We start from the raw sequence: 25465 nt of genomic DNA, 5'->3' as shown, positions 1-25465 counted from the left end.
CCCCAGCTGATTCATTTCTTTCGTTTGCCGCGCAAAAACTGTTGCAGCTTCTCAAGCGGCCATGTGTTGACGACCGTGTCTTTCTTGATCCAGCCTTTCCGGGCCGCGGCCACCCCGACCGCCATATCGTCAAGCATGTCCAAATGGTGGGCGTCCGTGTTGATGGCGATGTACGCCCCTGCTTCCTCCGCTTTTTTCACGTAATCCGCCGACAAATCAAGCCGGTTTGGATTGGCGTTCAGCTCAAGGATCGTCTTTGTCTCCGCCGCCAGCTCGATCAGCCGCTCGATATCGACATCATAGCCGGCGCGCTGGCCGATCAGCCTGCCGGTCGGGTGAGCGATGACATCGACATACGGGTGGAAAAGCGCCGCTTCCAACCGCTTCATGATCGTCTCGCGCGGCTGTTTGAACCCGGAATGAATGGCGGCGATGACAAAATCAAGCTCCTCGAGCACATCATCATCATAATCGAGCGTTCCATCCGGCAAAATATCCATTTCGACGCCGGCCAAAATCGTCAAATCCGAATAACGCGCGTTCAGCCGCTCAATTTCCTCGCGCTGGCGCCGCAGCCGCTCCGGCGTCAAACCGTTGGCGACTTTCAAATAGCGCGAATGGTCGGTAATGGCGATATACCGGTAGCCGCGGCGACGGCACGCCTCGGCCAACTCCTCGAGCGAACACGCCCCGTCGCTCCATGCCGAATGCATATGCAAATCGCCTTGCATGTCTTCCAGGCGCACAAGCGGCCAATCAGCCAAAAACCGCTCCACCTCCGTGCCGTCTTCACGCAGTTCAGGCGGAATATACGGCAGCCCGAAATGGGCGTAAAACGCCGCTTCACTCGGGAACGTTTTCACCTTGCCTGTCGCTTGGTCTTCGACGCCGTATTCGCTGATTTTTTCCCCGCGTTCTTTGGCGAGCTGGCGCATCCGCACATTATGGTCCTTCGATCCAGTGAAATGGTGAAGCGCGGTCGCAAATTGCGCTTCGCTGACCAGCCGAAAGTCCGCGGCGATCTCATCCTCATACCGAAACAGAAGCGACACTTTCGTCTCCCCAGCGGCGATCACCTCGCGGATGTGCGGCAGCCGAAGCAGCGCCTCGCGCACCTCCATTGGGCGGGCGGTGGCAATGACATAGTCCAAATCTTTCACCGTTTCGTTCCAGCGCCGCAAACTGCCGGCCCGTGAAAAACGGATCACCCCATCCATTTCGGCAAGCCGGCGCTCGATATCGGCCGAAATCGGCAACACCCGGGCCAGCGGCAGCCGCTCGGGGCGCTTGCCCGCCTCTTCGATGGCCATCAGCAGCTTTTCCTCTGTTTTCGCGCCGAAACCAGGAAGCGCCCGCACTTTTCCCGCGAGGCACGCTTCCTTCAATCCGTCCATATCGACAATGCCCAGCTCTTGATGCAGCTTGGCGATTTTTTTACCGCCAAGCCCCGGGATTGTAAGCAAGGCGAGCAGCGTTTCCGGAATGTCGCGCTTCAATTCTTCGAGCACCGACGATGAACCGGTTTCGACAAACTCGGTGATGATCGCCGCCGTGCTTTTGCCGATGCCGGGAATGACGGTGAAATCGTCGATTTCCGTCAGGCTTCGCTCGTCCGTTTCCAAGGCGTTCGCCGCTTTGCGAAACGCCGTCACCTTAAACGGGTTTTCCCCTTTAATCTCCATATACAACGCAATCGTCTCAAGCAAGCGGATGACCTCTTTTTTATGGACGCTCATCCCCGTCCCTCCCTTTCCCAAAACACCGCGGCCGCGCTCGGTCAGACGCGGCCATGAATCCACCAATGGTCAAGCATCTCCGACAACACCGGCGTATGTTTCACAATCGCGGTTGCCATGAGCGAACGCTGCAGCTGCTCTTGGACGCTGTCAATCGGCACGAGCGCGCCGATATACAAAAGCAAAAAGACAAGCAAATACACCTCCGCAAATCCGAGCGCCGCCCCGGCCAAGCGGTTGACGCTGCGCAACAGCGGCAGCTGAGCGACGAAATCGAGCATCGAGCCGATGATCTGAAGAACAATTTTCACCACAAAAAATAAAAGTGCAAAAGAAATCGCCCGATAATACGCATCATCCAAATGCGCGCTCTGAAACAACAGCTTCACCGTCTCCGGGTCGCCAAACGTCGGATACGGAATCCAAAGGCGCAAGGTCGGCACAAACCGCTCATAATAGCGGTAGGCGAGGTAAAAAGCGATGAAAAACCCGGCCATATGAATGAATTGGAGAATAAAGCCGCGCTTTAAGCCAATCATCGCTCCGAGCAACAGGACAAACAGCACGATGACATCAATCATCCGGCTTCCCGCCCTTTTCCATGTTCATCTTTTCGACAAGTCGCTGATACTCTTCCTTCAGCTTCAAATATTCGCTGGCGATGTTGACAGCTGTCAACACGGCCAGTTTCGGCACATCAAGCATCGGATGTTTCTCACTGAACTCCTGCATTTTATCGTCAACGAGCGCCGCCACAAGCCGGATATGGGCCGGACTTTCCGTGCCGACGATCGTGTAGTTTTGACCGTAAATGCGGACGCTCACCCGCGTTTTTGGCTGTTCTGTCAAGCTTTCTCCCCCATTTCGCCAAATCCTACTGTTTATCATATCACGAACGCTGGTATAATGGAAAGATGCGACACAAAGGGACCCAGAAGAGGAGAAAGGAGAGAGGGAACGTTGTCAAACTATGTCATTCAAGCCGACCAACAGCTGCTTGCCGCCTTGCGCTCCCACTACCAAGACGCCTTGTCCGACCGGCTTCCACCCGGAGCGTTGTTCGCCGTCAAGCGCGCAGATGTCACGATCACCGCCTACCGCTCGGGGAAAGTGCTGTTTCAAGGGAAAGCGGCGGAACAAGAAGCGGCGAAATGGATGGGGGAGCAGGGAGCTCACCTAGCCAAACGACAGGAGAGAGAGAGCACCTCGCCCCCATCGGAACATAGGCTCGCGAAGCTTTCGGCCATCGGTTCGGATGAAGTCGGCACCGGCGACTATTTCGGCCCGATCGTCGTCGCCGCCGCCTACGTCGACCGCGCTCATCTCGACCAAATGGCCGCGCTTGGCGTCAAAGATTCGAAGCAGCTGAGCGACGAGGCGATCAAACGGATCGCCCCCGCCATTATGAAAACAACGCCGCATGCCGTCACCGTGCTCGACAACGCCGCATACAACCGCTGGCAGCAAACGGGCATGCCGCAGACGAAAATGAAGGCGCTCCTTCACAACCGGACGCTCGCGAAACTCGTTGACGCCATCGCGCCGATCGAACCGGAAGCGATCATCATCGACCAATTTTTAGAACGCGACTCGTATTTCCGCTACCTCGCGGATGAAACGCGCATCGTCTGCGAGCGGGTGCATTGCCTTCCAAAGGCGGAAAGTGTCCACGTGGCGGTCGCCGCGGCTTCGATCATCGCCCGCTATGTGTTTTTAGAAGAGATGGCGCGATTATCCCGCACCATCGGCGTCCCGCTTCCGAAAGGGGCCGGTGCCATCGTTGATGAAGCCGCCGCCCGAATCATCCGCCTGCGAGGAGAAGAGATGCTCGAGACGTGCGCCAAGCTTCATTTCGCCAACACAAAAAAGGCGCTTGCCATCGCCAAGCGCCGGTAGGGGTGTCCATCACTCCCATGGGAAACGACAGCGTTGGCTCCATCGTACAGACCCGCAGCAACGAAACGCCGCTGTTTCCCGTCCTTTCCGGCTTGACAAAAAAAAAAAGTTACTATACCCTATTATTATAAATTTTTCTTAAAAAGTAGGCTTTAAGATGTTTAGGAAAATATTAACTTTCATTTTTTAGCTGTTGTTTTATTCTCCTCGGTATTAACAGCTTTTGCAGCAAGCGGTACGTACGAATCGACGTACAGTTTGACCGGAGGGCTTAACAGCCGCACGTTTGATGCAAGTGCGACACCAAAGTTTGTTGTGACAACATATCCATCAAAAGGATTAAAGGGAACAAACATGACTTTATATCTGAAGAAAGAAGGATTTTTTGGAGATTCTGATATTGATAGCGGCACGGTTTCATCAACAGAAGTGGATAGCGTCACCCTTTATCAATCGGGCTCAGGTTCCGGTAAATATTATATCAGATTCAGAAACTTCACCGGGAGCTTATTTGAGGGAAAAGTAAAAATTGATTACAGTTGGTAAATTCATAAACTGGGATTGGTGACATGCATGAAAACGATTGGATTCTCAGTTGACTTACATCCCCCGCTATTTATGATCGTTTTTGTCATATTATGTGGTATCACTTGCTTCATTTTGAAAAAAAGGAAAGCGAATATCACCGTGAAACAACTCTTTTTTGTCGCAGCTACGATATTTTATTCTTTGTCTGTTGTCAAATTAACCTTACTCCCAATCACGATCAGCTTTGATCAAACAAGCGATCCGGACATGCCTTGGAAATACTATTATCAGTTGATCCCGTTTCAAACCATTATCTCTACGTGGAAGCATGGCAACTTTTTGCAAGTGGTGGGGAATATTGTTCTCCTTCTCCCGTTGCCGATTTTAATAGGACTATTGAAAAAACGCAGCACAGGCTTTTTTCGAACGTTGACTGTTGTCATTTCCGTAAGTTTAGGCATTGAATTGACCCAATTACTCATTAATTGTTTAACTGGAGTTCCAAACAAAGTAGCGGACGTAGACGATTTTATATTAAATTCCATTGGTGGTTTGGTTGGATGGGCAACCATAAAACTATATTTTGTTTTGATAAGGGAGAAGAACGATCCATCTTTTCACCTTCCCAATTCAGCAGACAACTCGACTCACTAATATGAGTCGTTCATCGTGACAACAAAATAGGGTGCGCCTGATGACCGGTTTCAAGAAGTAAAGCGCCACCCCAACATCATGAAAAATGGGTGGATTCCTTGATGATGTGCTCATCGATTTATGAGACATGAACCTCCTTGTGGGCAGTTGGTAGCACAGCGATTCTAACCAAGGAATCGGGTTCATGTCTCCCTTTTTTAGTTGTCAATTTATGTTAGCGAATTTGCTCATCTACAGTAAAGCAAGTTCTTATTTAGAAGGATTCATGATTTTGAAACGTTTGTCAATGAAATTTTTTAATTGCCCCCACATGGATTTTCACACACAAAAAAAAGCTGCCATAAAAACCGATTCATCACAGTTTTTATGGCAGCTTTTACTTTACCGATGACCAACGACCGGATGCGGCACATAAAGAGAGGCAGCGACTTTCCAATCGACGGCCGTCCTTGCTCGTTCAACTGTCTGTCATTCGCTTCCTCATGCTCGTTCTTCGAGCGCCGCGACGACTTTTTCCGCCGTGCTCCGGCTCGATTGCGGGTTTTGCCCGGTGATCAAGTTGCCGTCGCGCACCGAGAAATCGGTCCATTTCTCGCCGCGGACGAAATTCGCCCCGCGCAGGCGCAAGGTCGACTCAAGCAAAAACGGCATATGCACATCAAGTTCGACCTCGCGTTCTTCCTCATCGGTAAACGACGTGACCGTTTTCCCTTTCACGATCGGCGTCCCGTCTTTGTATGTCGCGTTCACCAACCCTGACGGCCCATGGCAGACAGCGGCGATGATCCGGCCGTCTTCGGCGAATTGCTGCAACACGTATTGCAGCGTTTCGTTGTCCGGGAAATCAAACATCGTCCCGTGTCCCCCGGGGAGAAAAATGGCGTCAAATCCGTTCGCGTCATCTTTGCTTAAACGTGCCGTGTTTTTCAGCGCCGCTTCCGCCTCGGCCCAAGACGAGTCTTTCACATTGATGCTGCGCGGATCCAACGGCACGTCGCCGCCTTTGATGCTCGCCACTTTCACGTCATACCCTTTTTCTTTAAACACCAAATACGGCACGGCAAACTCTTCAAGCCAAAGCCCGGTTTTGTGGTCGTCCGTGATCGTCGTATGGTTCGTCACCACCATAAGCACTCGTTTCGTCATGCCCGCCTTCCCCCTTTCCAGTCTGGAATGTTCTCTGCTTCTCATCATACTTTACATTGAGCGAAAACGAAAAAAATATGCTTATGAAATAGAAATGTCGTCATGATGGCGCAAACCATGTGCCTAAGAGCGCAGCGATGGCAAGGAACATGCCGTTTCACCGCATCCTGTGTCCAATCGAAAAACCGTGTCGTTTCGCTCGTTCGCTCACGGCGAGGAAAAACCGCTGCTGTTCCGCCCGCGAAAAAAGAAAGCCGCTCCCCGAATCATTTGGGAGCGGCAGCAGCCGGTCATTTTAACTAATTTTCTGCTGTTCAAGCCCATCCGCCTCGCTCATCGGCTGTCCAAACGGCCACCAGTTGGCGCGGCCGAACGTGCGGACCATGACCGGGACAAACAGCGGGAGGACGACAAGAGCGTAAAGCAAAAGCCCTGTCAATACAATCGTCGCGATTTGCAAGAGCGACAGAACGCCGGACGGATACATCGCGGCAAACGTCCCGCCCAAAATGACGGCGGCCGAGATGATGACCGTCCCCATATGGCCCATCGCTGACAGCATCGCTTCTCTCACCGGCCGGTCGCGGTATTCGTTGAACCGGTCCATCAGGAAGATGCTGTAGTCGATGCCGAGCGCCATAAGCAGGACGAAGGCGAAAAACGACACCGCCCAGTTCAAACCGGCGTAGCCAAGGCCGTTGACGAAGATGAGCTCGGTGACGGCCATCGACGTGTAATACGTCAACACAAGCGACAAAATTAAGTAGAGCGGCATGATCAACGACCGGAGCAGGGCAGCCAGCACGATGGCGATCCCCGCCAGCATGAGCACCGCTGTGTGCCGATAGTCGGCGTTCGAAATCGCCCGCAAATCGGCATACGTGCTTGTGACGCCGCCGACGGCGATGCGCACCCCGTCCAGTTTTGCTTCTTTCACTGCCCGTTCGGCAGCAGCGCGAATGTCATCGATGCGGCCGAGCGCCGATATAGAATACGGATTTTCTTTGAAAATGACATCAAATGTGACGATGCGCCGATCTTTTGACATATACGCGTCTTTCGCCTGCGCAAATTCTTTGCTTTCAAGCGCCGCTTTCGGCATATGCCAGCCGGCCATGTCCTTCGCCGGCGCCGATGACAAATCGGTCAAATACGTTTCCGCCGTTCCCAGACCGCTAGCCACCTTCTGCAAACCGGACGCGCTTTGGTCCAAGCCGTTGACAAGCTGGCCGAGCTGGCCGCCAAGGGCCGAGAAGTGCTCAAGCAGCTGCCGCTGGCCGCCGTTGACTTGCTCGAGGCCGGACGCGAAGCGCGGCAGTTGATCAACGGCTTGTTGTTGACCGTTGGCCGCTTTCGTCAAGCCGGCTTCAAGCTCGCCAAGCCCGGCGATGATTCGATCCAAACCGCCGTTAATCGCGGCTTGCCCGGCCGTCAGTTGGGCAAACGACTCATTCGCTTTCGCTAGGCCGGTGCGCGTTTGGTCAAGAACCCCGTTCAACTTCGCCAAACCTTTAGCCATTTCGTTCGTCTGGCCGACTAAGGAGGCGACGGTCATTTTCGCTTGTTGATATTGTGCGTCTTCACCGAGCTCCGGGTGCGACTGCTCGACTTGCGCAAGCAGCGTTTGCACGGCGGCGAGCTGATCAGCGACCGCCTTTAAGCCTGTTTCAATTTGCTTGTATTGGCTGCTGATCGCCGCCAAGCCTTGTTCGGCTTGTTTGTAGCCGCTAAGCAGCTGCGTGGCGCCGTCTTGCAGTTTTTTCGCATTGGCGCGCAAAGTCGCCAAGCCGTTTTTCAACTCGCCGGCCCCGATCGCTCCGCGGCGCACGCCTTGTTCAATTTGGCTCAAGCCGCTTTGCAGCTGGCGCAGGCCGTTCTCAAGCCGCTCCGTTCCCGAGACGAGCTGGCCGATGCCGGATGACGCTTGCTTCAGCTGCGGCGCGGAAGCGGAGAGCCGATCGCTTGCCGTCTCGAGCCCGGCACCGATTTTCTCGATGCCGTCTTTGCCGGCGCCAAGGCCGTTTTTCAGCTGTTTCGCCTGCTCGGTGACAAATAGCTCTTTGATCGGTTCGCCTGTGGGCCGCGTCACCGAGCGGACGCTCGCCACGCCGTCGACGGTTTCGACTTCGCGGCTGATTTTTTCGATGAGCGCCATCCCTTCTTCGGAATCAAGCGGCTCTTTGCTTTTCAACACAATTTGTGTCGGCATGGCGTCTCCGGGATGAAAGTGGTCGGCAATAATGTCAAACGCTTTGACCGAGCGATAATGGTCGCCGATCTCTTCCATTGAATCAAACGACAGTTTGCCATCGTACGTCACGAGCACCGGCACCGTTACCGCTGCGACGATAGCGAGCGCGAGCAGCGGACGGGCGAACGCAAACCGTCCAGCCGCCAGCCAAAGCCGGCTTTGTCCGTGCTCAAGCTTTCCGCGAACCGGCCAAAACAGCTTCTCGCCAAGCACCGCCATGAAAAACGGCACGAGCGTCATAAGCGCCATAAGCAGCACCGCCACCCCGACGGCGACGGCGGCTGCCGATTGGTACAACTGAAATGTCGACAGTCCGATCGCGGCAAAACCGATCATGACCGCCAATCCGCTCGCCGCCACTGTTTTTCCCGCCGTCCGGTACGTGGCGATGACCGCTTCCGTGCGGTCACCGTGTTTCGCTAGTTCTTCCTTAAATCGGCTTAAAAGCAAAATGCAGTAATCCGTTCCGATTCCGAACAACACGGCCACCAAAAATGTTTGCGTAAACGTCGACAGCGGAAAGTTGACCTCATCGACCAAAAACGCGACGATCGACTGAGAAACGACGTACGTCGCTCCGACCGTCAACAACGGAATCAACGACGCGACCGGCGAACGGAATACGGCCAACAGCACGATCAAAATAAAGACAACGGTAATTCCTTCCGTCTTCTTCACGCCTTCAAGCGAGCTGGTCACCACATCTTCATCGATCATCCACCCACCGGTGAAATAGTGCTCGACCTTGACGCCGTCCACAGCCTGATAGAGCGCGTCCGTTAACTGTTTCGCCGTCCGCCCGGCCGGGTCGATGCTGATCGAAATGAGCATCGTCGTCCCGTCTTTGGACACGAGCTTTTTTTCCAGCTCCTTGTTGGCCAGCGGCGAAACGATTTCGGTAATATGCAGCTCGCTTTTTTTCTTTTCCAGCGCTTGAACCGCCTGTTCGATTTCCCGTTTGTCTTGTGCCGTCAATCCGTCTTTCTGATAAAAGACGAGCACGGCGGAGCGCTCATGTTCTTTGTTTTCCTGTTCGTTCGCCTCTTTGATCCATTTCGCCGCCAATGACGACGAATAGCCGTCCGGCACGCTCAGCTGCCCTTTCTCCCGAACAAGCTCGCCCATGTTCGGCGCGGTCATCATGAGCACCGCCGCGATGATGATCCAGCCGATGAACACGAACCATTTTCCTTTGATGATCGCTCTCATTTCGCTTCTTCCACCTCCTGCAGCACGCGGGCCAGTTTTTCATACGTGCGGATGAACGTTTCAATTTCTTCTTCCGGGAAGCGGGCGATCACTTCTTCCACGAGCCGATAGACGCCGCGGTCCATCTCCGCCACCCATTCCTCTCCTTGCGGCGTCAACGATAAGGCCACAACACGTCGGTCGCTTTCATCACGATCACGGCGCAGCCAGCCTTTGTCGACGAGGCGGTTCGTCATCGCCGTCACCGCGCTTTTGTTCACGCCGAACATCGCCGCCAGCTCGGTTGACGTGCACGTCCCCCGCCGGCGAATATAGCGAAGCAAATAATATTGGTCGTGCGTCATCTCTTCGCAAAGGCTGTCTTTGACGAGCGCCGCTCCGCGCTTCATCACGAGAAACGAGACGGACAAATAACGGTCGATCCACTCGTCGATGTTTCGCCTTGCCACTTCTTCACCCCCAGTCGTTGTATCCATCTCGGATCGTCCATTTGGTTCAACAATTGAACTATTAATTAATGTATCAGGCTAAAGAAAAAAAGTCAATGAAAGAGGGCGATAAAAACCGCTGATTCCCTTCACTAATGGGAAAATGAGTGAAAAACAGCACCGATGCAACAAGGTTTTTCTACTTGAGAAATAAGATGGTAAAGCCATATCGACGATTCACTCCACAGCCTCAAAGAGAAGGGGAACGTTGGGAACCATTCTTTACAAAACCGTTACATGGAATTCATCCCCATTTCATATGCCGCTTGTACAATCAAACTGACAAAATCATCTGAAAAGGGAGAGGAGAACGATGTTCCGAATGAAACGCCGCACGGCTTTGCTTATGGCCGGACTGAGCGCCGGGCTGACGCTGTATGCCGCCGGACAACAAACATGGGCGGCACCGGATCAGCTGGACAAGCCAGCCGGGTCACCGACAGTGAAAAATGTCATCCTTTTTGTCGGCGACGGCATGGGCACCGCCCATCGCGACGCAATCCGCTTGGCCACGAAAGGGATCACAGGAGAATTGGAAATGGACAACATGCCGTACAGCGGGCTCATCCATACGAACTCCGCCGATCCGAAATCGTTCATCACCGATTCCGCCGCGGCAGCGACAGCGATAGCGACGGGCGTCAAAACGTACAACGGCGCCATCGCGGTTGATTTGCAAGGAAAACCGGTGGAAACGATTCTCGAACAAGCGAAAAAAGCCGGAAAAGCGACCGGGCTCGTCACGACCTCCCAAGTGACAGACGCCACCCCAGCGGCGTTCGGCGCCCATACCGCCAAGCGCTCGGCGCAAAGCGATATTGCCAAACAGTACATCGAACAAACGAAAGTGGACGTCATATTGGGCGGCGGCGAAGACTACTGGTATCCGGCCGGACAGCCCGGTTATTATCCCGACCATCCCGCTGAAGATCCCGAAGAAGAAAGCAAAGGGACGCAAGGAAACTTAGTGGAGCGCGCCAAGCAGCTCGGCTATACGTACGTCCGCACCGCCGATGAGCTGAAACAGGCAGCGGGCCACAAGCTGCTTGGGCTGTTTGCCAACGAGGAGATGTTCCAACAACGCCCCGAAGGAGAAGGGGATGTGTACAATCCTGCCGTGCCGCTGCCCGATATGACAAAAAAAGCGCTTGACGTGCTGTCGCAAAATAAAAAAGGCTTTTTCCTCGTTGTTGAAGAAGAAGCCATTGATGAAATGAGCCATGAAAACAACGGACCGCTCATGATCAAAGCCGGCCAGCAGCTTGACGAAGCGGTCGCCGTGGCGAAACAGTACGCCAAGCGCCATCGGGATACGCTCGTCCTCGTGCTCGCCGACCATGAATGCGGCGGCTTGACGGTGGAAACGCCAGGCGGCACCGATGAGTCAGGAGACGGCAAAACGATTTCTGGCGAAGACGGTCCCTTTTCCATCGCTCATTCTTCACAAACGTTCGCCTTGGACTGGACGACCACCGGCCACACCGCCGCCGATGTGCCGCTGACTGCCATGGGGCCGGGAGCGGAACGGTTTGTCGGCGTTTATGAAAATACGCGTATTCATGACGTTCTCGAACAAGTATTGTTTGCGAAAACTAGAAGATAACGCCGTCTCCCTTTCGCTCGTTTCCCCGCTCGTTCCTTGCTTGTGAACCGGGCGGGGAAGATTTTTGGATCCACCCAACCGCGCTTCTTCACCCATGCGCCGTTGCGTTTGCCCCTATCTTCCGCGCCGGCCCGAACCGAAGAACAAGACCGCGCCGCTTTTCCTCTGGTGGCTCATCGATCGACAGGGCTGCCTCATTCGCCCTAGTGCCAGCCAAACGGCAAGCGCGGCGGAAAAAGGCTTCAAGCTGACGTTCCTGTCTCATTGTCCTTGCTACCAATCAAACGGTAAGCAATGGAAAAAAGCTTTAAGCTGATGTTTCTGCCTTATCGCCCTAGCTGCCAGCCAACCCATGCCAGCAGGATCCCGCACGAGTAAGTGACCGCCACATAACCGATCACCTTCGCCCATTGGCGTTGCTGCATCATTTGCACGCTTTCCCATTTGAACGTGGAAAACGTCGTGAACGCGCCCATAAAACCGGTGCCGATCAGTAGCTTTTCAGCATCGGCGGCGCCGCTTCCAGCCAGCCAGCCGAGCAAAAACGAGCCAAGCAAGTTCACAATGAGCGTGCCGAGCGGGAAGCGCGGCGAGCGCCGGGCGCCCCAGCGGCTGACGGCGTAACGGCAGATGGCGCCAAAAAAACCGCCGATCATCACCCATAGCGGTGCCATCATCGGGCCATTTCCCCCTTTCGCTTTGGCTGGGCGGCAGCGGAGCCCGCCCATGCCGCGGTTAGACCGCCGAACAAACTGGCGGCGATATAACCAGCGGCCATGCCCCATCGCCCTTGTTCCAGCAATTCGATACACTCGACGCTAAGGGTAGAAAACGTCGTATACGAGCCGACAAAACCGCTCGTCACCGCCGTTTGCAGCCATGGTGGCCACGCCGGGCGGCGGGTGAATGTGACCGTGAGCCAGCTGAGCAAAAACGAGCCTGTCCAGTTGATGAAAAGCGTCGCAAACGGAAAGCCATGGGCGGCGGGAACAAGCAAACCGAGCCCATAACGGACAAGCGCGCCGATCATGCCGGCGATGCCGACGGCGAGATAGACCAATCAGACCCCCTCCTTCCGAAAAATGAACAGACTCCTGCCGCTTCCATTCGCAGCAGGAGTCATCAGCCGGAAACCGGCGGTTATGGCGAACTCCATCGCCTATGAAGTTCAGTTTTTCTTCATTGTACCATATGTCTTGGTTCGCTGTGAAGACCGACCTAGAAGGCTGGTGATTTACTCGCGCAACCGCTTCTTCGGATCGTTTCTCAAGTAGAAAAAATTTGCTGCATCAGCCTCTATGCTCACGCGTTCCATCGCCGATTAAGGCAAACAGCAGTTTTTCACCAACCTTCTAGAAAGATGAGGAGGAAAGCCAGCATGTTGCTTCCCCGCATCATTTCTCACATAGACCCTTGTAGCGTCGGTGCTGCTTTTCCCACCTTCCCGATCGATGGAGGGAAACAGTAGGCTTTCCCGCGCTTTCTACCGGGCGCGGCGGAACCCGTGTTGTTCGAAAGTGTGGAGCGCCTGTTCACTCGTCAAATAAGAGTAAAACTCCCGTGCCTCCTTGAGATGTTTGCTCGTTTTGACCACACCGAGCGGGTAGACGATCGGACCGTGCATACGGCTTGGCACCGCGGCGGCGATGTTGACGTTGTCGGACACGAGCGCATCCGTCCGATACACAAAGCCGGCGTCGACGTTGCCGGTTTCCACGTAGGTCAGCACTTGGCGCACGTCTTTCGCGTAGACGAGCTTCGGTTTGACTTGCTTCCACAGCCCAGCCTGCTCTAGCGTTTGTTTCGCGTACATGCCGGCCGGCACCGACTCCGGAATGCCAATCGCCACCCGTTTGGCGCGGATCAGGTCACCGAGCGACCGAATCGCTTCTTCTCCTTGTTTTGGAACGATGAGCACCAGCTCGTTGGCGAGCACCGTTTTTTCGTGCTCGGAATCGATCAGCCCTTCTTGTTTCAGCTTCACAAACGGCTCGACCGCGGCGGAAAAAAAGAGATCGACCGGCGCCCCTTCAGAAATTTGTTTTTGCAAAGCGCCCGATGCGCCAAAATTATAGTGAATGCGGATGTTCGGGTGCTTTCGTTCAAACGCCGTTTTCGCTTCTCCCAGCGCTTCTTGCAGACTGGCCGCGGCCGAAACAATCAGCTCTGTTTGGTCCGCTGATTCCATTCGCTCGGCGCGTTCTTTTCGATCGCCGCCGCAGCCATACAAACCGAACAACAAAAACACCGCCATGAGCCATGCCATGTTTCGCATTTGCATCCCCCTTATCTTCGCCTAGAAGGTTGGTGATGGAAGGAAACAGACCGCCTATCAGCCTTGTTTCTCAAATAGAAAAGCTCTGTCGCATCGGGAGCATCTTTCGCAAGCTCCCCCCATCGTCCAAATGGAACAACCGTTTTTCACCAGTCTTCTAGGAGGCTGGTGATTTAAGGGAGCAAGCCGCTTGTCAGGTCCATTCTTCCAATAGAAAAGCCTCGTCGCATCAGGAGCGCCTTTCAAACGATCCCCCATTGCTCAACAGAAACAACCGTTTTTTACCAGCCTTCTAGAAAGATCAGTGATTTCAGCAAAAAATCAGCGTAAACCTGGCCTTTCGCCAAAATTGAGAAACCTTGCAAAATCCACTTTATTTTCCTTACTAGAACGGCTGTTGGTTTCATCCCCCTCATCTTTCATCAACCTTCCAGAACTATTATATCTAATTATATCTAATTATTATTAATGATAACTAGTTATAAAAGAAAACTTTTTTCACTTCCCTCTCTTTACGCTACAATAAAAGAAAGGGGGATTGTCGAATGACGGAACCGCGGTCCTACACGATTGAAGAAATCGCTTCCTTACTAAAGGTGTCCAAACTAACGGTGTACGACTTAGTAAAAAAAGGGAAATTGCCTGCCTTTCGTGTCGGGCGGCAAATGCGGGTCACCGCGGACGATCTCGAGCGGTACATCGCCGGGCAAAAAGGGGAGGTAGCCGCCACTCCCCCTGCCGTCTTGCGTCCGACCGAAACCGCTCTTCGCCCTGTCATTATCAGCGGCCAAGATGTAGCGCTCGATTTGCTTGGGGCTCATCTCGACAAAAGCGGCCGTTATCGATCGCTTCGCACCTATACGAGCAGCCTCAACGGGTTAATCGCGCTGTACAAAGGGCAAGGGGACATCGTCAGCGTGCATTTATTTGACGGGGAAACAGGCGAGTACAACCGCCCGTATGTCGAAAAACTGCTGACTGGGCATGCGTACATCATGGTGAACGTAATGCGCCGGCTCATTGGATTTTACGTGCAAAGAGGAAATCCGCGCGGCATTCAAACGTGGAGCGACTTGGGAAGGAACGATGTCACGATCGTCAACCGAGAAAAAGGAGCGGGGGCGCGTGTGCTTCTAGATGAACAGCTGCGCCGGCATGGGCTATCTCCTTCCGCTGTCCACGGGTATGAACGGGAAGAAACGAGCCACGTAAGCGTGGCTTCCGCAGTGGCGGCGGGCTTGGCGGATGTTGGCATCGGCACGGAAAAAGTGGCACGGATGGGCGGCGTTGAGTTTATTCCGCTCGTGAATGAGCAATATGATGTTGTCATGCTGCGGACCGCCGAGAACGAGCCGCTCATCGCCGCTGTCTTGAACGTGCTTCGCTCCGATTCGTTCCGCACCGAACTCGAGGCGCTTGGCGGATACGATGTGTCGCAAACCGGGCGCATCATCGCCGAGCGCAGCTGACCGAACGGCCGCCCCGTGTCGTCGATTTAGCCCTTTTTTGACCGATACGCTGTTTTTTGACTATCCAAAGCTCGTCTTCCCAATGTCCAGATGCGATGAAGAACGGCAACATGAACAGCGGCGTTGGATTCGCTAGGTGATGAGCCTCCCCTCTCTTTTCCTGACGTTTGCTGGCATACACGTCAAAACAAAACTGGCCCGAAAAGCAAATTCGCTTTTTGGGCCAGTTTTTCCTATCACCCGCGCAACACCGCGCCAAACTGCTCTTCGACCGCGGCAAGCACTCGCTCATGAACGGTCGTGACTTCTTCATCGGTGAGCGTCCGCTCCGGATCATAGTAGCGGAGCGAGAAGGCGAGCGATTTTTTCCCGGCCGGCAGACGGTCACCTTGGTAGACGTCAAAGAGGGCGACGTCTTTCAGCAGCGGCTTCCCGGCTTCTTCGATCGCTTGTTTGAGGGCGCCGGCTTCGATGTTGTCATCGACAACTAAAGCGATGTCGCGCACAACCGACGGGAAGCGCGGAATCAGCTCGTAGCGGATCGCTTCGCTTTCCGCGTTCAACAGCTCGGACAAGGCGAGTTCAAAGACGTACGTTTCTTTCAAATCGTACTCTTTTTGCACCGCCGGATGGAGCTGGCCGACAAAGCCGATCACCGTTCCGTCAAGCGCGATCTCGGCCGTCCGCCCCGGATGCAAATCGGCGCGCTTCGCCGGGCGGTAGCTGATGCGATCAGACAGCCCAAGCAGGTCGAACAAGCCGTCAAGCACGCCTTTTGTAACATAGAAATCGGCCGCTTTTTTCTCCCCTTGCCAAAGGTGAGCATGCCATAAGCCGGTGATGACGCCGGCGAGCCGCTCGTTTTCCGCTGGCTGAACGTTTTCCCCGCGCGACAAATAGACAGAGCCGATTTCGTACAAGGCGACGTTCTCGACTTGGCGGGCGCGGTTGTAGCTCACCGCTTCAAGCAGATGCGGAATCAAGCTTTGCCGCAAAACGCTCCGCTCCTCGCTCATCGGCAGCGCCAAGCGGATTGGTTCGGCCGTCTCCAAAGCAAAACGCGCCGCTTTGTCCGGGCTCGTCAATGAATACGTGATCGCTTGGAACAAGCCGGCTCCTTCCAAATAGCGACGGACGCGGCGGCGCTTCGCCTGGTACGGCGTGAGCCCGCCCGGTTTCGCCTCGGCCACCGGCAACGTCGCCGGCAAATGGTCGTAGCCGTACAAGCGGGCGACTTCCTCGATGATATCTTCTTCGATGGCAATGTCACGGCGGCGCGATGGGACATGAACGGTGAACGTTCCGTTGTCTTCGGTGAACGGAAATTGCAAGTTCGCCAAAATCGCGGCCACTTCCTCTTTCGACATCGCCGTGCCGAGGACGCCGTTGATCCGTTCAAGCGTGACCGTCACGACCACCGGCTCTTCTTTCCATGTGCTGGCTTCGACGATGCCGCCGACGACCTCACCGCCGGCGTATTCGGCCATCAACGCCGCGGCGCGTTCAAGCGCTTCTTTCGTCCGCGCCGGATCGATCCCTTTTTCAAAGCGGGTGCTCGCCTCGCTACGCAGCCCGTGGTCTTTCACCGCCTGGCGGATGACCGGGCTCGCAAAATACGCCGCCTCAATGAACACCGTTTTCGTGTCGTCACGCACTTCCGAATTGGCCCCGCCCATTACGCCGGCTAAGGCGACCGGCTCGCGGCCGTTCGTGATGACGAGATGATTGTCGGTCAGCTTCCGTTCGACATCGTCAAGCGTCACGATCGTTTCGCCTTCGTTCGCACGGCGGACGACAATCTCCTTCGAACCGAGGCGGTCGTAGTCAAACGCGTGCAGCGGCTGGCCGTACTCAAGCAAAATATAGTTCGTAATGTCGACGACGTTGTTGTGCGGGCGAATGCCGGCGGCCATCAAGCGCGCCTGCATCCAAAGCGGCGACGGGCCGATCCGGACGTTTTTCACGATCCGCCCGGCGTACAGCGGATTGTCTTCCGGCGCCTCGACGCGGACGGAAATGTAGTCACGGATCATTTCATCGTTTTCTTTGACCACCGCTTCCGGCAGCTTCACCGCGCGGCCGAGAATGGCGGCCACTTCATAGGCGACGCCGATCATGCTTAAGCAGTCAGCGCGGTTGGGCGTTAACGAGAGTTCGAGCACTTCATCGTGCAAGCCGAGCCATTCCAGCGCATCGGCGCCGACCGGCGCGTCGCTCGGGAAGACGAAAATGCCGTCGGCGTATGCTTTCGGCACGACTTTCGTTTCGATACCGAGCTCTTGGAGCGAACAAATCATGCCGTTTGACTCTTCGCCGCGCAGCTTCGCCCGTTTGATTTTAAAATGGCCCGGCAGCACCGCCCCGACTTTGGCGACAGCGACGTTTTGCCCTTTGGCGACGTTCGGGGCGCCGCAAATGATTTGCACCGGCTCTCCTTCGCCAAAATCGACAAGACACTTTCGCAGTTTGTCGGCGTTCGGATGCGGCTCACATTCGAGCACGTGACCGATGACGATTCCTTTCATTCCCCGGTCAAGCGCTTCGACCCGCTCGACTTCGATGCCGCTTTTGGTGATGCGCTCCGCGAGCTCTTTGGCAGTGATGCCGGTCAAATCGACATACTCGCTTAGCCAACGGTAAGACACGAGCATTTAGAACCCCTCCTTTTTCTGCTATACACGCAAAAATTGCCGCAAGAAACGTAGATCGTTTTGATAAAAATGACGGATGTCATCAATGCCATACTTCAGCATCGCGATCCGCTCCGGCCCCATGCCGAACGCAAAGCCGGTGTACGTTTTCGAATCAAAGCCAGCCATCTCAAGCACGTTCGGATGCACCATGCCGGCGCCTAAAATTTCGATCCAGCCCGTGCCTTTGCAGACGCTGCAGCCGTGCCCTTCGCAGCGGAAGCAGGACACATCGACTTCGACCGACGGCTCCGTAAACGGGAAAAAGCTCGGCCGGAAGCGGATGTCGCGCCCTTCCCCGAACAGCTTGCGGGCGAATTCGCGCAGCGTCCCTTTCAAGTCGCTCATCCGGATGTGGCGGTCCACCACCAAACCTTCAATTTGTGTAAACTGGTGCGAATGGGTCGCATCGTCGGTGTCGCGGCGGTACACTTTGCCCGGGCAAATGATTTTCACCGGGCCGCGCCCGCGGTGCTTCTCCATCGTCCGCGCTTGCATCGGCGATGTATGGGTGCGAAGCAAAATCTCTTCGGTGATGTAAAACGAATCTTGCATGTCACGGGCCGGGTGGCCTTTTGGCAAATTGAGGGCTTCAAAGTTGTAGTAGTCGGTCTCGACTTCCGGCCCTTCAGCGATCGTGTAGCCCATGCCGATAAACAAGTCTTCGATTTCCTCGATCACACGCGTCAGCGGATGCGCATTGCCAAGCCGCACCGGCCGGCCCGGCAGCGTCACATCGATCGCTTCGGCCGCCAGTTTTCGTTCGATTTCTTCTTCTTCCAGTTTCGTTTGTTTCGCCTCAAGCGCCTGTTGAATCGCCTCTCTCACTTCGTTGGCCAGCGCGCCGAGTTTCGGGCGTTCCTCCGGCGGCAGCGCCCCCATGCCGCGCAGCACTTCGGTAATCGGCCCTTTTTTGCCTAAGTAGGCGACGCGCACCTCATTGAGCGCTTTTAAATCGCCAGCTTGGTCAATTTTGGCAAGCGCTTCTCGCTCGAGTTCATGCAACCGTTCTTTCACGCCTATCCCTCCTCGTTTCAAATAAAAAAACCCGCCCCAGTAAGGGACGAGTTGTTGCTCGCGGTACCACCCTTGTTAACAGCACCAATGAAGACGCGCTGTTCGCTTCCTTGCCATAACGGCCAAAAGCCGGACCACCTTTACATCCCGCGTTGGGATGGTCCCGGTGTCAACTCGGGAGGTGAACTTCACTTGCGTCGGCCATAAAAACGCTCCCAGTCTATGGCGTTTTCTCCCTGGATGGCGAGCAGCAAGCTACTTTTCTCCGTCATCGTTGTTATCGGTATGGGAAATGTCGCTATTCATTATACGCAAATGGGCAGGCAAAGGCAAGGTCAGGCCGAGATTTCTTTGCGCAGCTCATCGATTTCCGCTTCCTGTTCAATCGAGCGGATCGCAAGGCGCTCCATAATTTTTTCCTGCCGCACTTGCCCTTCCTTGAGCGCGGCAACATCTTTTTTAACCCCTACCATGTCTTTTTTCATGGCATCCATGTCTTTTTTCATGGCGTCCATGTCTTTTTTCATGGCGTCCACATCACGTTGCAGGCGATCGACTTTGTCTTCAAGTTGCTTCACGCTTCCTTGCAGCTTGACGATATCGATGCGCATTTGTTCGATGTAGGCCCCTTGAACGTCAAGGCGCTCAAGCACCGCGTTCAACAGCGCCCGAAGTTCGTCATCCATACGCCTCCGCTCCCTTTTCCGATTGATTTTCAAATTTTATTTTACCGCACCGCCCGCAAAGAATAAAGCAAAATTCCGGCCGCCACCGCGACGTTGAGCGACTCCGCCTGGCCGTAAAGCGGGATGCAGACGTTTTCTGTCGTCATCTCGAGCAGCTCGCGCCGGACGCCGCTTCCTTCGTTGCCGACAAGCAAGGCGAACGAAGACGACGGACGAACGGTGCGGTAATCGGCGGCGTTCTCCAAGGCGGTGCCGTATACCGAAATGCCTTGCTTTTGGAAACGCGCGATCCACTGCGCCAGATCGCCTTTGACAACCGGAAGGTGAAACAGCGATCCTTGCGTCGCACGGACGACTTTCGGGTTGTACAAATCGGCGCATCCTTCCCCTAAAATGACCGCATCAATGCCGGCCGCATCAGCCGTGCGAATCATCGTGCCGAGATTGCCGGGGTCTTGCACGGCGTCAATGAGCAGCGCCGTGTTCACATCGCCAAGCTCGGCCGCGGCTTGCCGGCAGACAGCCATGATCCCTTGCGGTGTTTCCGTGCTGCTGATCGCCTTCATCACCGCTTCCGTTACGATCACCACCGGCACATCGCTGACGTTCCATCCCGGCGGAATGGCGGCCCGCTCGTCCACAATCAGCTCAACAAGCGGCGCTTGGCTTTTTAGCGCCTCTTCGATGAGATGGAATCCTTCGAGCAAAAACCACCCGGTTTCGTCGCGCCCTTTTTTCGTCAGCAACTTTTTCCATTGCTTCACGCGCGCGTTTTTTGGCGATTCGATCCGCTTCACCGCTTCGCCCCCCAATGTTTGGCGATAAATTCGTCGCGGCCGGAAGCGGCCCGGTCTTGCTTGTAATGGTCCGGATTTTTCTTATGGTAGTTTTGATGGTACTCTTCCGCCGGATAAAACGTCGTGGCCGGCAAAATTTTCGTCACGATCGGCTTCGAGAACCGCCCGCTTTCTTCCAACGCCCGCTTCGACTGCTCAGCGAGCTGGCGCTGTCTTTCGTTATGGTAAAAAATCGCCGTCCGGTATTGCGGGCCGCGGTCGTGAAACTGGCCGCCGTCATCGGTCGGATCGATTTGGCACCAATACAGCTCCAAAAGCCGCTCATATGGGAACACGTCCGGGTCAAACGTGATTTGCACCGCCTCGTAATGGCCGGTCGTCCCCGTTTTCACTTGCTCATACGTCGGGTTTTCGACATGCCCGCCCGTATAGCCGGAGACGATGCCGTAAATGCCGTCGAGTTCTTCAAACGGCGTCACCATGCACCAAAAGCAGCCGCCGGCGAATGTCGCTTTTTCCATTTGTGTCGTCACCTCATGCGTCAAGTTTCTTCTTTCTGATTATAGCAAACGGTGTACAATTGTCATCTTTCACGCCCAAAGCCAAGTTCCTTCACCAAACTAGACGCGTTCCGTTCCGCACGCCAGCCGCTCATGTCTCCGAGTCAAGCCGTTGTTTCATTTCGGCAAGCAAGCGGTCAAACAGCGGGATATAGTCGGTGCGAATGCGTTCATAAATGTCCATCGCCGTTTCTTCATCATACGTATGGGACGTCCGGTTGCGGTCTTCCAGCATGCGAAGCCATGTCTCTCCGTCTTCAATCAACCCTTCCCGAAACGCCTCGCGAATCGTTTTTCTTGGGCTCGTCACTTCGGAGTATCCTTGGTACTCCAAATAAAGTTTCATCCATTTCCACGCCAGTTCGTACGTGAATTCAAACCGTTGAATGGTCGCATCGACAACAAGGTCATCCGTTTGCGCGTCTCTTGCGGCGCTTTGCCGGAGTTTGGCGAGCGCCCGTTCGAAATCGTAATATCGATCCATCAGCCGGCTCATTGTAACCATCACCTTTCCCCGCTCATTCGTTTGGAAAATCGTCTTCCCTTCCTTGTCAATCGCTGTTTTTAACCGCTCGTTGCCGATCTCATCATAATCAATCAGATCGATTCGATAAATGATGGGCAATTCATCCAAATCTGATTGCAAGCGGTGCAACAACTCGTTTGATTTTCTAAATTTGATGGCTATATCAATATCCGACGTTTTCTTATCATCGCCTCTCGCCCTTGAACCAAACAAAATCACTTCTTCAACGGCATCGGCGTAGCGCTGAAACAGATGAATCAGCTGGCGAAACACCGCTCGCTCGAATCCGTATCTCGTTTGAGCCGCCATCGTCTCTTCCCTCGTTTCCAAGATCGTTGCCTTCATTATACCATAGTCTGGCAAGCGCAACGACTTCGACCGCCGATGCATAAATCCGCCGCCAGTGGCAAACGATAACGATGTACTATACGAATAACGAGGTGAGACAGATGGATTTGAACTTGCGGAAAGCCATTATGCACAATGTCGCCAACAATTCGAAAGACCAGCTTGAAAACACGATTGAAGACGCAATCCAACGCGGTGAGGAAAAATATTTGCCCGGCCTTGGTGTCCTGTTTGAAGCCATTTGGACGCATGCCACCGAGCAGCAAAAAGACATGATGCTCACGACACTCGAGCAGGCGGTGAAACAATAACCGCCTGCTTTTTTCGTGTCGGAACGTCTCACACATCAAGTTCCTCATGAATGATGACAGAAATCGTTTCCTCCCCCTATTTACCAACTAAATAAATAACTGGAATGACGACAAGAAGTTATGATAAAATAGACAAAAGAATACAGAAAGGGGAGATTATTTTGAAAAGGTGGACAACCATTGTTCTTTTCATGCTTTTGCTTTTCGTTCCGCTTCGCGTATCCGGTGCCGGTTCATCCGCTCTGACGGAAGCGGTAAACAAGCAGTTTAAAGACACGCTGACTTACTACAAAAATGGTTCTGTCCAAATCCTCGACAGCATGACCACATCAACGGAAGTAACCGAAAACGACACGAAAACGACAAAAACCGTGAAAGTCGTGCTCGCTCAAGGGAGCGAGATCCGAGACAACCTGTTCGTTTTTGATACCAAACAAATTTTCTATTACGACGCTGATAGCCAAAAGCTGCTGGATTCCGCTTCCCTTTCCAAAAATGAGGACATCAAGCAATTTGAGAAAAAGCATAAAGGGGAACTAGGCAAAAAGCTAAGCCCGCTCTCCTTTACCGTTCTGCTCGTTGCTTTGCTGCTGACCATCACGTTTCCGCCGCTTGTGGCCATTTGGTTCTACGGCGATGCTTCGGTCTCGCATCGCTATACATCCAAAGCGGTGAGCATGAAAGTTTGATCTTGGCAGCAGTAATGGATACCGTCAACCCTTTTGTGTGATGTAATGGAGTAGGGGTTCTCGGAAATGGATTTGGAATGAATAGGGAGGGAACGAGTTTCCTCCACACAGGGGACTGAACGTTCAGTCTTCTGCGTGGAAAGAGACATAGGCAAGGTTCTTCTTTCTCTACGATTTTTGGTCCAATCAGAGAATCCCCTACCTTTTTCTTTTGGGCTAGCAAAATGCTTTACACAAAATTTTATACATCATCGCCAAATGCTTGACAAAAAATGTTATACATCATCTCCTATTGTGCTTTCACTGATATATGACAACATATGCACAAGAATTTATTAGAAAATTACCCAAAAATAATAAACGCGAACAGCGCGAGGCATTGTTCGCAAAAATCTATTAGTCCTCATCATGCTAGTCGAGTGCTAGGGTTCGACTAGCAGGACAAGTTACGTATCATTTTTTCCAAATTTTATTTCGATCTCATCTTTCATTTTCCTCTTTGTATTTCTAAAACCAACTAAAATAAGCAACATGTATACAATAACAACAATCCCAATACGTAGATAAGGATGAATAAATTCAAAAAGAGTTGTGTAAATAAAGATAAACATTAGTAATATAGGAGCAACTACATAAATAATACGGCTAGTATCCTTTTTCTTAACAGCATAAAATAGTTGCCAATAGATTAAGATCACGAGGAAAATTCCGTTTATTTCGTAAGCCTCCATTATAAATCCCCCTAGTTGCCTGCAACTGAGTACCCTTTTCTAAAACCATTGGCAAAGATAACGATATCAGGTATGAATCCCCATATCCCTATCGCTTTGATAGCCCCTTTAGCTGCACCTTTGATCATCATTTGCGTTGCTGCCTTTTCAATTCTCCCAGCTGCTAATCGCGTTTCAGCCTTGGATATCTTAGTTTTCACCTCTTCTTCTGTTTCTCTCCAACCATTACGGGCACCTACTGTAGCCGGACCTACCTTACTAGCAGTATTAGCAGCACCACTCCAATTAATTCCATACAAAGCCGCTACATCCTTTAATCCTTGTTTAATTCCTGATTCGATTCTGCTCCATGTAGACATGTCTAACCATCCTTTCCACCCAGTCGACTTGATACAACAAAAATTCTCCTTGAATTTCACCTCAATCTCGCGTAAAAAGGGTAAATATAATTTCACAACAAACAAGTTCAATCGTCATAATATTCATAATAGAAATTTATGTTTTTTGTCAATATGTTACGATGGAACAAGGTAAAAAAGCGGGGGATTGATGATGTTTTTCCGACATGAGGGAACTATACCCTATTTATTCACCGGCCTTCTGGGGCCGGCTGCGTCCATCAGCGCCCTCCCGTCTGCCCCGCCGCAATATCAAAAAACACCGGCCCAAGCGGCCGGTGTTTCCATTAGTCAAACGTCAGTTGCTTCACTTTGTCGGCATCAAGCCGTTTGATCACTTCGACAAGCAGCTTGACCGTGTTTTCGTAGTCGTCGCGGTGCAAAATGGCGGCGTGTGAATGGATGTAGCGCGTCGGGATGGCGATCGTCAGCGACGGAACACCGCTGCCGGTTAAGTGGATCGCCCCCGCGTCCGTGCCGCCGCCCGGCATGGCGTCAAAATGATACGGAATGTCGAGCTCTTCGGCCACCTCGATGACAAATTCGCGCAACCCGCGGTGCGACACCATCGTCGCATCGTACAAGACGATGTGCGGACCGGCGCCGAGTTTGCCCATCGCTTCTTTTTCCGACACCCCCGGCGTGTCGCCAGCCACGCCGACGTCAACCGCAAAGGCGATGTCCGGCTGAATGAATTGGGCCGCCGTGCGCGCGCCGCGCAAGCCGACTTCTTCCTGCACCGTGCCAACGCCGTATACCGTGTTCGGATGGTCGACGCCCTTCAGCTGTTTGAGCACATCGATGGCGACCGCACAGCCGATCCGGTTATCCCACGCTTTGGCCAGCAGCATTTTTTCATTGTTCAATACCGTGAATTCAAAATACGGCACGATCATATCGCCCGGGCGGACGCCCCATTCCATGGCTTCCTCGCGGCTCGTCGCGCCGATGTCGATGAACATGTCTTTGATGTCGACCGGTTTTTTGCGCGCTTCCGGCGGCAAAATGTGCGGCGGCTTCGAACCGATGACGCCGGTGATGTCGCCTTTTTTCGTCACAATCGTCACGCGTTGGGCGAGCATCACTTGGCTCCACCAGCCGCCGAGCGTCTGAAAGCGGATGAACCCTTTGTCATCGATTTGCGTCACCATGAAGCCGACTTCGTCCAAATGGCCGGCGATCATCACTTTCGGTCCGCCGGATTTCCCTTCTTTTTTAGCGATCAAGCTGCCGAGCCCATCGGTGGTCACGTCATCGGCATAAGGAGCTATGTACGTTTTCATCACCTCGCGCGCTTCCCGTTCGTTGCCGGGCACGCCTTTGGCATCGGTCAGCGCTTTCAACATCGTCAACGTTTCGTCCAATTTCGCCATCTTGGCACCCCTTTCCGGTTTTGTCCACTTTTTTATTATACTTCTAACGGTTGGCAATGTTCAATCATTCGCCCTTCGAAAAAA

General features: G+C 53.6%; 26 protein-coding genes, 1 riboswitch and 1 other annotated feature. Of the genes, 7 read left to right on the top strand and 19 right to left on the bottom strand.

Going from position 1 to position 25465, the window contains the following annotated elements; genetic code table 11:
- Window positions 1–11: 11 nt before the first annotated feature.
- The 3 genes from polX to zapA are packed head-to-tail and all read right to left on the bottom strand — an operon-like array spanning window position 12 to window position 2585.
- Window positions 12–1736: a DNA polymerase/3'-5' exonuclease PolX gene (gene polX / locus NST29_RS04755; RefSeq protein WP_033020356.1), complete on the bottom strand. Its 1725-nt coding sequence runs from the start codon at window positions 1734–1736 to the stop codon at window positions 12–14.
- 41 nt (window positions 1737–1777) lie between these two features.
- The gene (locus NST29_RS04750; RefSeq protein WP_033020357.1) at window positions 1778–2317 is read right to left on the bottom strand and encodes a CvpA family protein; all 540 of its coding nucleotides are present in this window, start codon (window positions 2315–2317) and stop codon (window positions 1778–1780) included.
- Window positions 2310–2585: a cell division protein ZapA gene (gene zapA / locus NST29_RS04745; RefSeq protein WP_033020359.1), complete on the bottom strand. Its 276-nt coding sequence runs from the start codon at window positions 2583–2585 to the stop codon at window positions 2310–2312. Before zapA ends, NST29_RS04750 begins: the two co-directional genes overlap by 8 nt.
- A gap of 111 nt (window positions 2586–2696) precedes the next feature.
- Here zapA and rnhC point away from each other — a divergent pair, with 111 nt between their 5' ends.
- The 3 genes from rnhC to NST29_RS04730 all read left to right on the top strand — a co-directional run bounded on the left by rnhC (window position 2697) and on the right by NST29_RS04730 (window position 4814).
- Complete coding sequence (gene rnhC, locus NST29_RS04740) at window positions 2697–3632, top strand: ribonuclease HIII (RefSeq protein WP_033020361.1); 936 nt, start codon at window positions 2697–2699, stop codon at window positions 3630–3632.
- A 258-nt stretch (window positions 3633–3890) separates the two neighbouring features.
- Complete coding sequence (locus tag NST29_RS04735) at window positions 3891–4178, top strand: hypothetical protein (protein ID WP_339232769.1); 288 nt, start codon at window positions 3891–3893, stop codon at window positions 4176–4178.
- A gap of 27 nt (window positions 4179–4205) precedes the next feature.
- Window positions 4206–4814: a VanZ family protein gene (locus NST29_RS04730; protein ID WP_081917021.1), complete on the top strand. Its 609-nt coding sequence runs from the start codon at window positions 4206–4208 to the stop codon at window positions 4812–4814.
- Between the two features lie 480 nt (window positions 4815–5294).
- On the opposite strand, the gene NST29_RS04725 is transcribed toward NST29_RS04730, so the two are convergent.
- The 3 genes from NST29_RS04725 to NST29_RS04715 form a co-directional block, all read right to left on the bottom strand.
- Window positions 5295–5960, bottom strand: coding sequence for a type 1 glutamine amidotransferase domain-containing protein (locus NST29_RS04725; RefSeq protein ID WP_033019411.1), 666 nt, complete (start codon window positions 5958–5960; stop codon window positions 5295–5297).
- Window positions 5961–6255: 295 nt separating this feature from the next.
- The gene (locus NST29_RS04720; RefSeq protein WP_033019413.1) at window positions 6256–9420 is read right to left on the bottom strand and encodes an MMPL family transporter; all 3165 of its coding nucleotides are present in this window, start codon (window positions 9418–9420) and stop codon (window positions 6256–6258) included.
- Window positions 9417–9869 (bottom strand): MarR family transcriptional regulator, encoded by a 453-nt coding sequence (locus NST29_RS04715; RefSeq protein ID WP_033019522.1) that lies wholly within the window; start codon window positions 9867–9869, stop codon window positions 9417–9419. The genes NST29_RS04720 and NST29_RS04715 overlap by 4 nt, the downstream gene beginning before the upstream one ends.
- Before the next feature lie 352 nt (window positions 9870–10221).
- Between NST29_RS04715 and NST29_RS04710 the strand changes: the two genes are divergently transcribed.
- Entirely contained in the window at window positions 10222–11511 is a 1290-nt protein-coding gene (locus NST29_RS04710; protein WP_339232768.1) for an alkaline phosphatase, read from the top strand.
- An 88-nt stretch (window positions 11512–11599) separates the two neighbouring features.
- Here the strand turns inward: NST29_RS04710 and NST29_RS04705 are convergent, their stop codons facing one another.
- The 4 genes from NST29_RS04705 to modA all read right to left on the bottom strand — a co-directional run bounded on the left by NST29_RS04705 (window position 11600) and on the right by modA (window position 13786).
- Window positions 11600–11776 (bottom strand): hypothetical protein, encoded by a 177-nt coding sequence (locus NST29_RS04705; RefSeq protein WP_165570921.1) that lies wholly within the window; start codon window positions 11774–11776, stop codon window positions 11600–11602.
- Between the two features lie 61 nt (window positions 11777–11837).
- The gene (gene crcB, locus NST29_RS04700) at window positions 11838–12188 is read right to left on the bottom strand and encodes a fluoride efflux transporter CrcB (protein ID WP_033019418.1); all 351 of its coding nucleotides are present in this window, start codon (window positions 12186–12188) and stop codon (window positions 11838–11840) included.
- The gene (locus tag NST29_RS04695; RefSeq protein ID WP_033019420.1) at window positions 12185–12571 is read right to left on the bottom strand and encodes a CrcB family protein; all 387 of its coding nucleotides are present in this window, start codon (window positions 12569–12571) and stop codon (window positions 12185–12187) included. Before NST29_RS04695 ends, crcB begins: the two co-directional genes overlap by 4 nt.
- Before the next feature lie 46 nt (window positions 12572–12617).
- Window positions 12618–12680: riboswitch (Fluoride riboswitch) on the bottom strand.
- Between the two features lie 314 nt (window positions 12681–12994).
- Window positions 12995–13786 carry a molybdate ABC transporter substrate-binding protein gene (gene modA / locus NST29_RS04690; RefSeq protein WP_033019422.1) on the bottom strand — a complete coding sequence of 264 codons (792 nt, stop codon included), beginning with the start codon at window positions 13784–13786 and terminating at the stop codon, window positions 12995–12997.
- 545 nt (window positions 13787–14331) lie between these two features.
- Here modA and NST29_RS04685 point away from each other — a divergent pair.
- A complete protein-coding gene (locus tag NST29_RS04685; protein WP_339232767.1) occupies window positions 14332–15255 on the top strand; it encodes a helix-turn-helix transcriptional regulator in 924 nt (307 codons plus the stop codon).
- Window positions 15256–15491: 236 nt separating this feature from the next.
- Here the strand turns inward: NST29_RS04685 and pheT are convergent, their stop codons facing one another.
- The 6 genes from pheT to NST29_RS04655 form a co-directional block, all read right to left on the bottom strand.
- Window positions 15492–17906 (bottom strand): phenylalanine--tRNA ligase subunit beta, encoded by a 2415-nt coding sequence (gene pheT / locus NST29_RS04680; protein ID WP_033019424.1) that lies wholly within the window; start codon window positions 17904–17906, stop codon window positions 15492–15494.
- Between the two features lie 21 nt (window positions 17907–17927).
- Window positions 17928–18962 carry a phenylalanine--tRNA ligase subunit alpha gene (gene pheS, locus NST29_RS04675; protein WP_033019434.1) on the bottom strand — a complete coding sequence of 345 codons (1035 nt, stop codon included), beginning with the start codon at window positions 18960–18962 and terminating at the stop codon, window positions 17928–17930.
- A gap of 39 nt (window positions 18963–19001) precedes the next feature.
- Window positions 19002–19243 (bottom strand) — a binding site (T-box leader).
- Window positions 19244–19297: 54 nt separating this feature from the next.
- Complete coding sequence (locus tag NST29_RS04670; RefSeq protein WP_339232766.1) at window positions 19298–19648, bottom strand: hypothetical protein; 351 nt, start codon at window positions 19646–19648, stop codon at window positions 19298–19300.
- A gap of 41 nt (window positions 19649–19689) precedes the next feature.
- Entirely contained in the window at window positions 19690–20445 is a 756-nt protein-coding gene (locus tag NST29_RS04665; RefSeq protein ID WP_033019438.1) for an RNA methyltransferase, read from the bottom strand.
- Entirely contained in the window at window positions 20442–20966 is a 525-nt protein-coding gene (gene msrA / locus NST29_RS04660; RefSeq protein ID WP_033019525.1) for a peptide-methionine (S)-S-oxide reductase MsrA, read from the bottom strand. Before msrA ends, NST29_RS04665 begins: the two co-directional genes overlap by 4 nt.
- 130 nt (window positions 20967–21096) lie before the next feature.
- Complete coding sequence (locus NST29_RS04655; protein ID WP_033844284.1) at window positions 21097–21840, bottom strand: HI0074 family nucleotidyltransferase substrate-binding subunit; 744 nt, start codon at window positions 21838–21840, stop codon at window positions 21097–21099.
- Window positions 21841–21980: 140 nt separating this feature from the next.
- Here NST29_RS04655 and sspI point away from each other — a divergent pair, with 140 nt between their 5' ends.
- Complete coding sequence (sspI, locus tag NST29_RS04650; protein ID WP_033019442.1) at window positions 21981–22190, top strand: small acid-soluble spore protein SspI; 210 nt, start codon at window positions 21981–21983, stop codon at window positions 22188–22190.
- 161 nt (window positions 22191–22351) lie between these two features.
- Window positions 22352–22879, top strand: coding sequence for a hypothetical protein (locus NST29_RS04645; RefSeq protein ID WP_339232763.1), 528 nt, complete (start codon window positions 22352–22354; stop codon window positions 22877–22879).
- 446 nt (window positions 22880–23325) lie between these two features.
- On the opposite strand, the gene NST29_RS04640 is transcribed toward NST29_RS04645, so the two are convergent.
- The 3 genes from NST29_RS04640 to NST29_RS04630 all read right to left on the bottom strand — a co-directional run bounded on the left by NST29_RS04640 (window position 23326) and on the right by NST29_RS04630 (window position 25381).
- A complete protein-coding gene (locus NST29_RS04640; RefSeq protein WP_033019443.1) occupies window positions 23326–23610 on the bottom strand; it encodes a hypothetical protein in 285 nt (94 codons plus the stop codon).
- Window positions 23611–23621: 11 nt separating this feature from the next.
- Entirely contained in the window at window positions 23622–23969 is a 348-nt protein-coding gene (locus NST29_RS04635) for a hypothetical protein (protein ID WP_033019446.1), read from the bottom strand.
- A gap of 326 nt (window positions 23970–24295) precedes the next feature.
- Window positions 24296–25381, bottom strand: coding sequence for a M42 family metallopeptidase (locus NST29_RS04630; RefSeq protein ID WP_033019448.1), 1086 nt, complete (start codon window positions 25379–25381; stop codon window positions 24296–24298).
- Window positions 25382–25465: the final 84 nt, after the last annotated feature.

Source organism: Geobacillus sp. FSL W8-0026, assembly GCF_037966255.1.
GTDB classification, from domain to species: Bacteria; Bacillota; Bacilli; order Bacillales; family Anoxybacillaceae; genus Geobacillus; species Geobacillus icigianus.
This window is presented reverse-complemented; position numbering and strand designations above follow the sequence as displayed.

Excerpts from the sequence above, each read along its gene's own strand:
- polX (WP_033020356.1), bottom strand. The coding sequence starts at position 1,736 with ATGAGCGTCCATAAAAAAGAGGTCATCCGCTTGCTTGAGACGATTGCG.
- NST29_RS04750 (WP_033020357.1), bottom strand. The coding sequence starts at position 2,317 with ATGATTGATGTCATCGTGCTGTTTGTCCTGTTGCTCGGAGCGATGATT.
- NST29_RS04730 (WP_081917021.1), top strand. The coding sequence starts at position 4,206 with ATGAAAACGATTGGATTCTCAGTTGACTTACATCCCCCGCTATTTATG.
- NST29_RS04725 (WP_033019411.1), bottom strand. The coding sequence starts at position 5,960 with ATGACGAAACGAGTGCTTATGGTGGTGACGAACCATACGACGATCACG.
- NST29_RS04720 (WP_033019413.1), bottom strand. The coding sequence starts at position 9,420 with ATGAGAGCGATCATCAAAGGAAAATGGTTCGTGTTCATCGGCTGGATC.
- NST29_RS04710 (WP_339232768.1), top strand. The coding sequence starts at position 10,222 with ATGTTCCGAATGAAACGCCGCACGGCTTTGCTTATGGCCGGACTGAGC.
- NST29_RS04705 (WP_165570921.1), bottom strand. The coding sequence starts at position 11,776 with ATGAGACAGGAACGTCAGCTTGAAGCCTTTTTCCGCCGCGCTTGCCGT.
- crcB (WP_033019418.1), bottom strand. The coding sequence starts at position 12,188 with ATGATGGCACCGCTATGGGTGATGATCGGCGGTTTTTTTGGCGCCATC.
- modA (WP_033019422.1), bottom strand. The coding sequence starts at position 13,786 with ATGCGAAACATGGCATGGCTCATGGCGGTGTTTTTGTTGTTCGGTTTG.
- NST29_RS04685 (WP_339232767.1), top strand. The coding sequence starts at position 14,332 with ATGACGGAACCGCGGTCCTACACGATTGAAGAAATCGCTTCCTTACTA.
- pheT (WP_033019424.1), bottom strand. The coding sequence starts at position 17,906 with ATGCTCGTGTCTTACCGTTGGCTAAGCGAGTATGTCGATTTGACCGGC.
- NST29_RS04670 (WP_339232766.1), bottom strand. The coding sequence starts at position 19,648 with ATGGATGACGAACTTCGGGCGCTGTTGAACGCGGTGCTTGAGCGCCTT.
- msrA (WP_033019525.1), bottom strand. The coding sequence starts at position 20,966 with ATGGAAAAAGCGACATTCGCCGGCGGCTGCTTTTGGTGCATGGTGACG.
- NST29_RS04655 (WP_033844284.1), bottom strand. The coding sequence starts at position 21,840 with ATGGCGGCTCAAACGAGATACGGATTCGAGCGAGCGGTGTTTCGCCAG.
- sspI (WP_033019442.1), top strand. The coding sequence starts at position 21,981 with ATGGATTTGAACTTGCGGAAAGCCATTATGCACAATGTCGCCAACAAT.
- NST29_RS04640 (WP_033019443.1), bottom strand. The coding sequence starts at position 23,610 with ATGGAGGCTTACGAAATAAACGGAATTTTCCTCGTGATCTTAATCTAT.
- NST29_RS04635 (WP_033019446.1), bottom strand. The coding sequence starts at position 23,969 with ATGTCTACATGGAGCAGAATCGAATCAGGAATTAAACAAGGATTAAAG.
- NST29_RS04630 (WP_033019448.1), bottom strand. The coding sequence starts at position 25,381 with ATGGCGAAATTGGACGAAACGTTGACGATGTTGAAAGCGCTGACCGAT.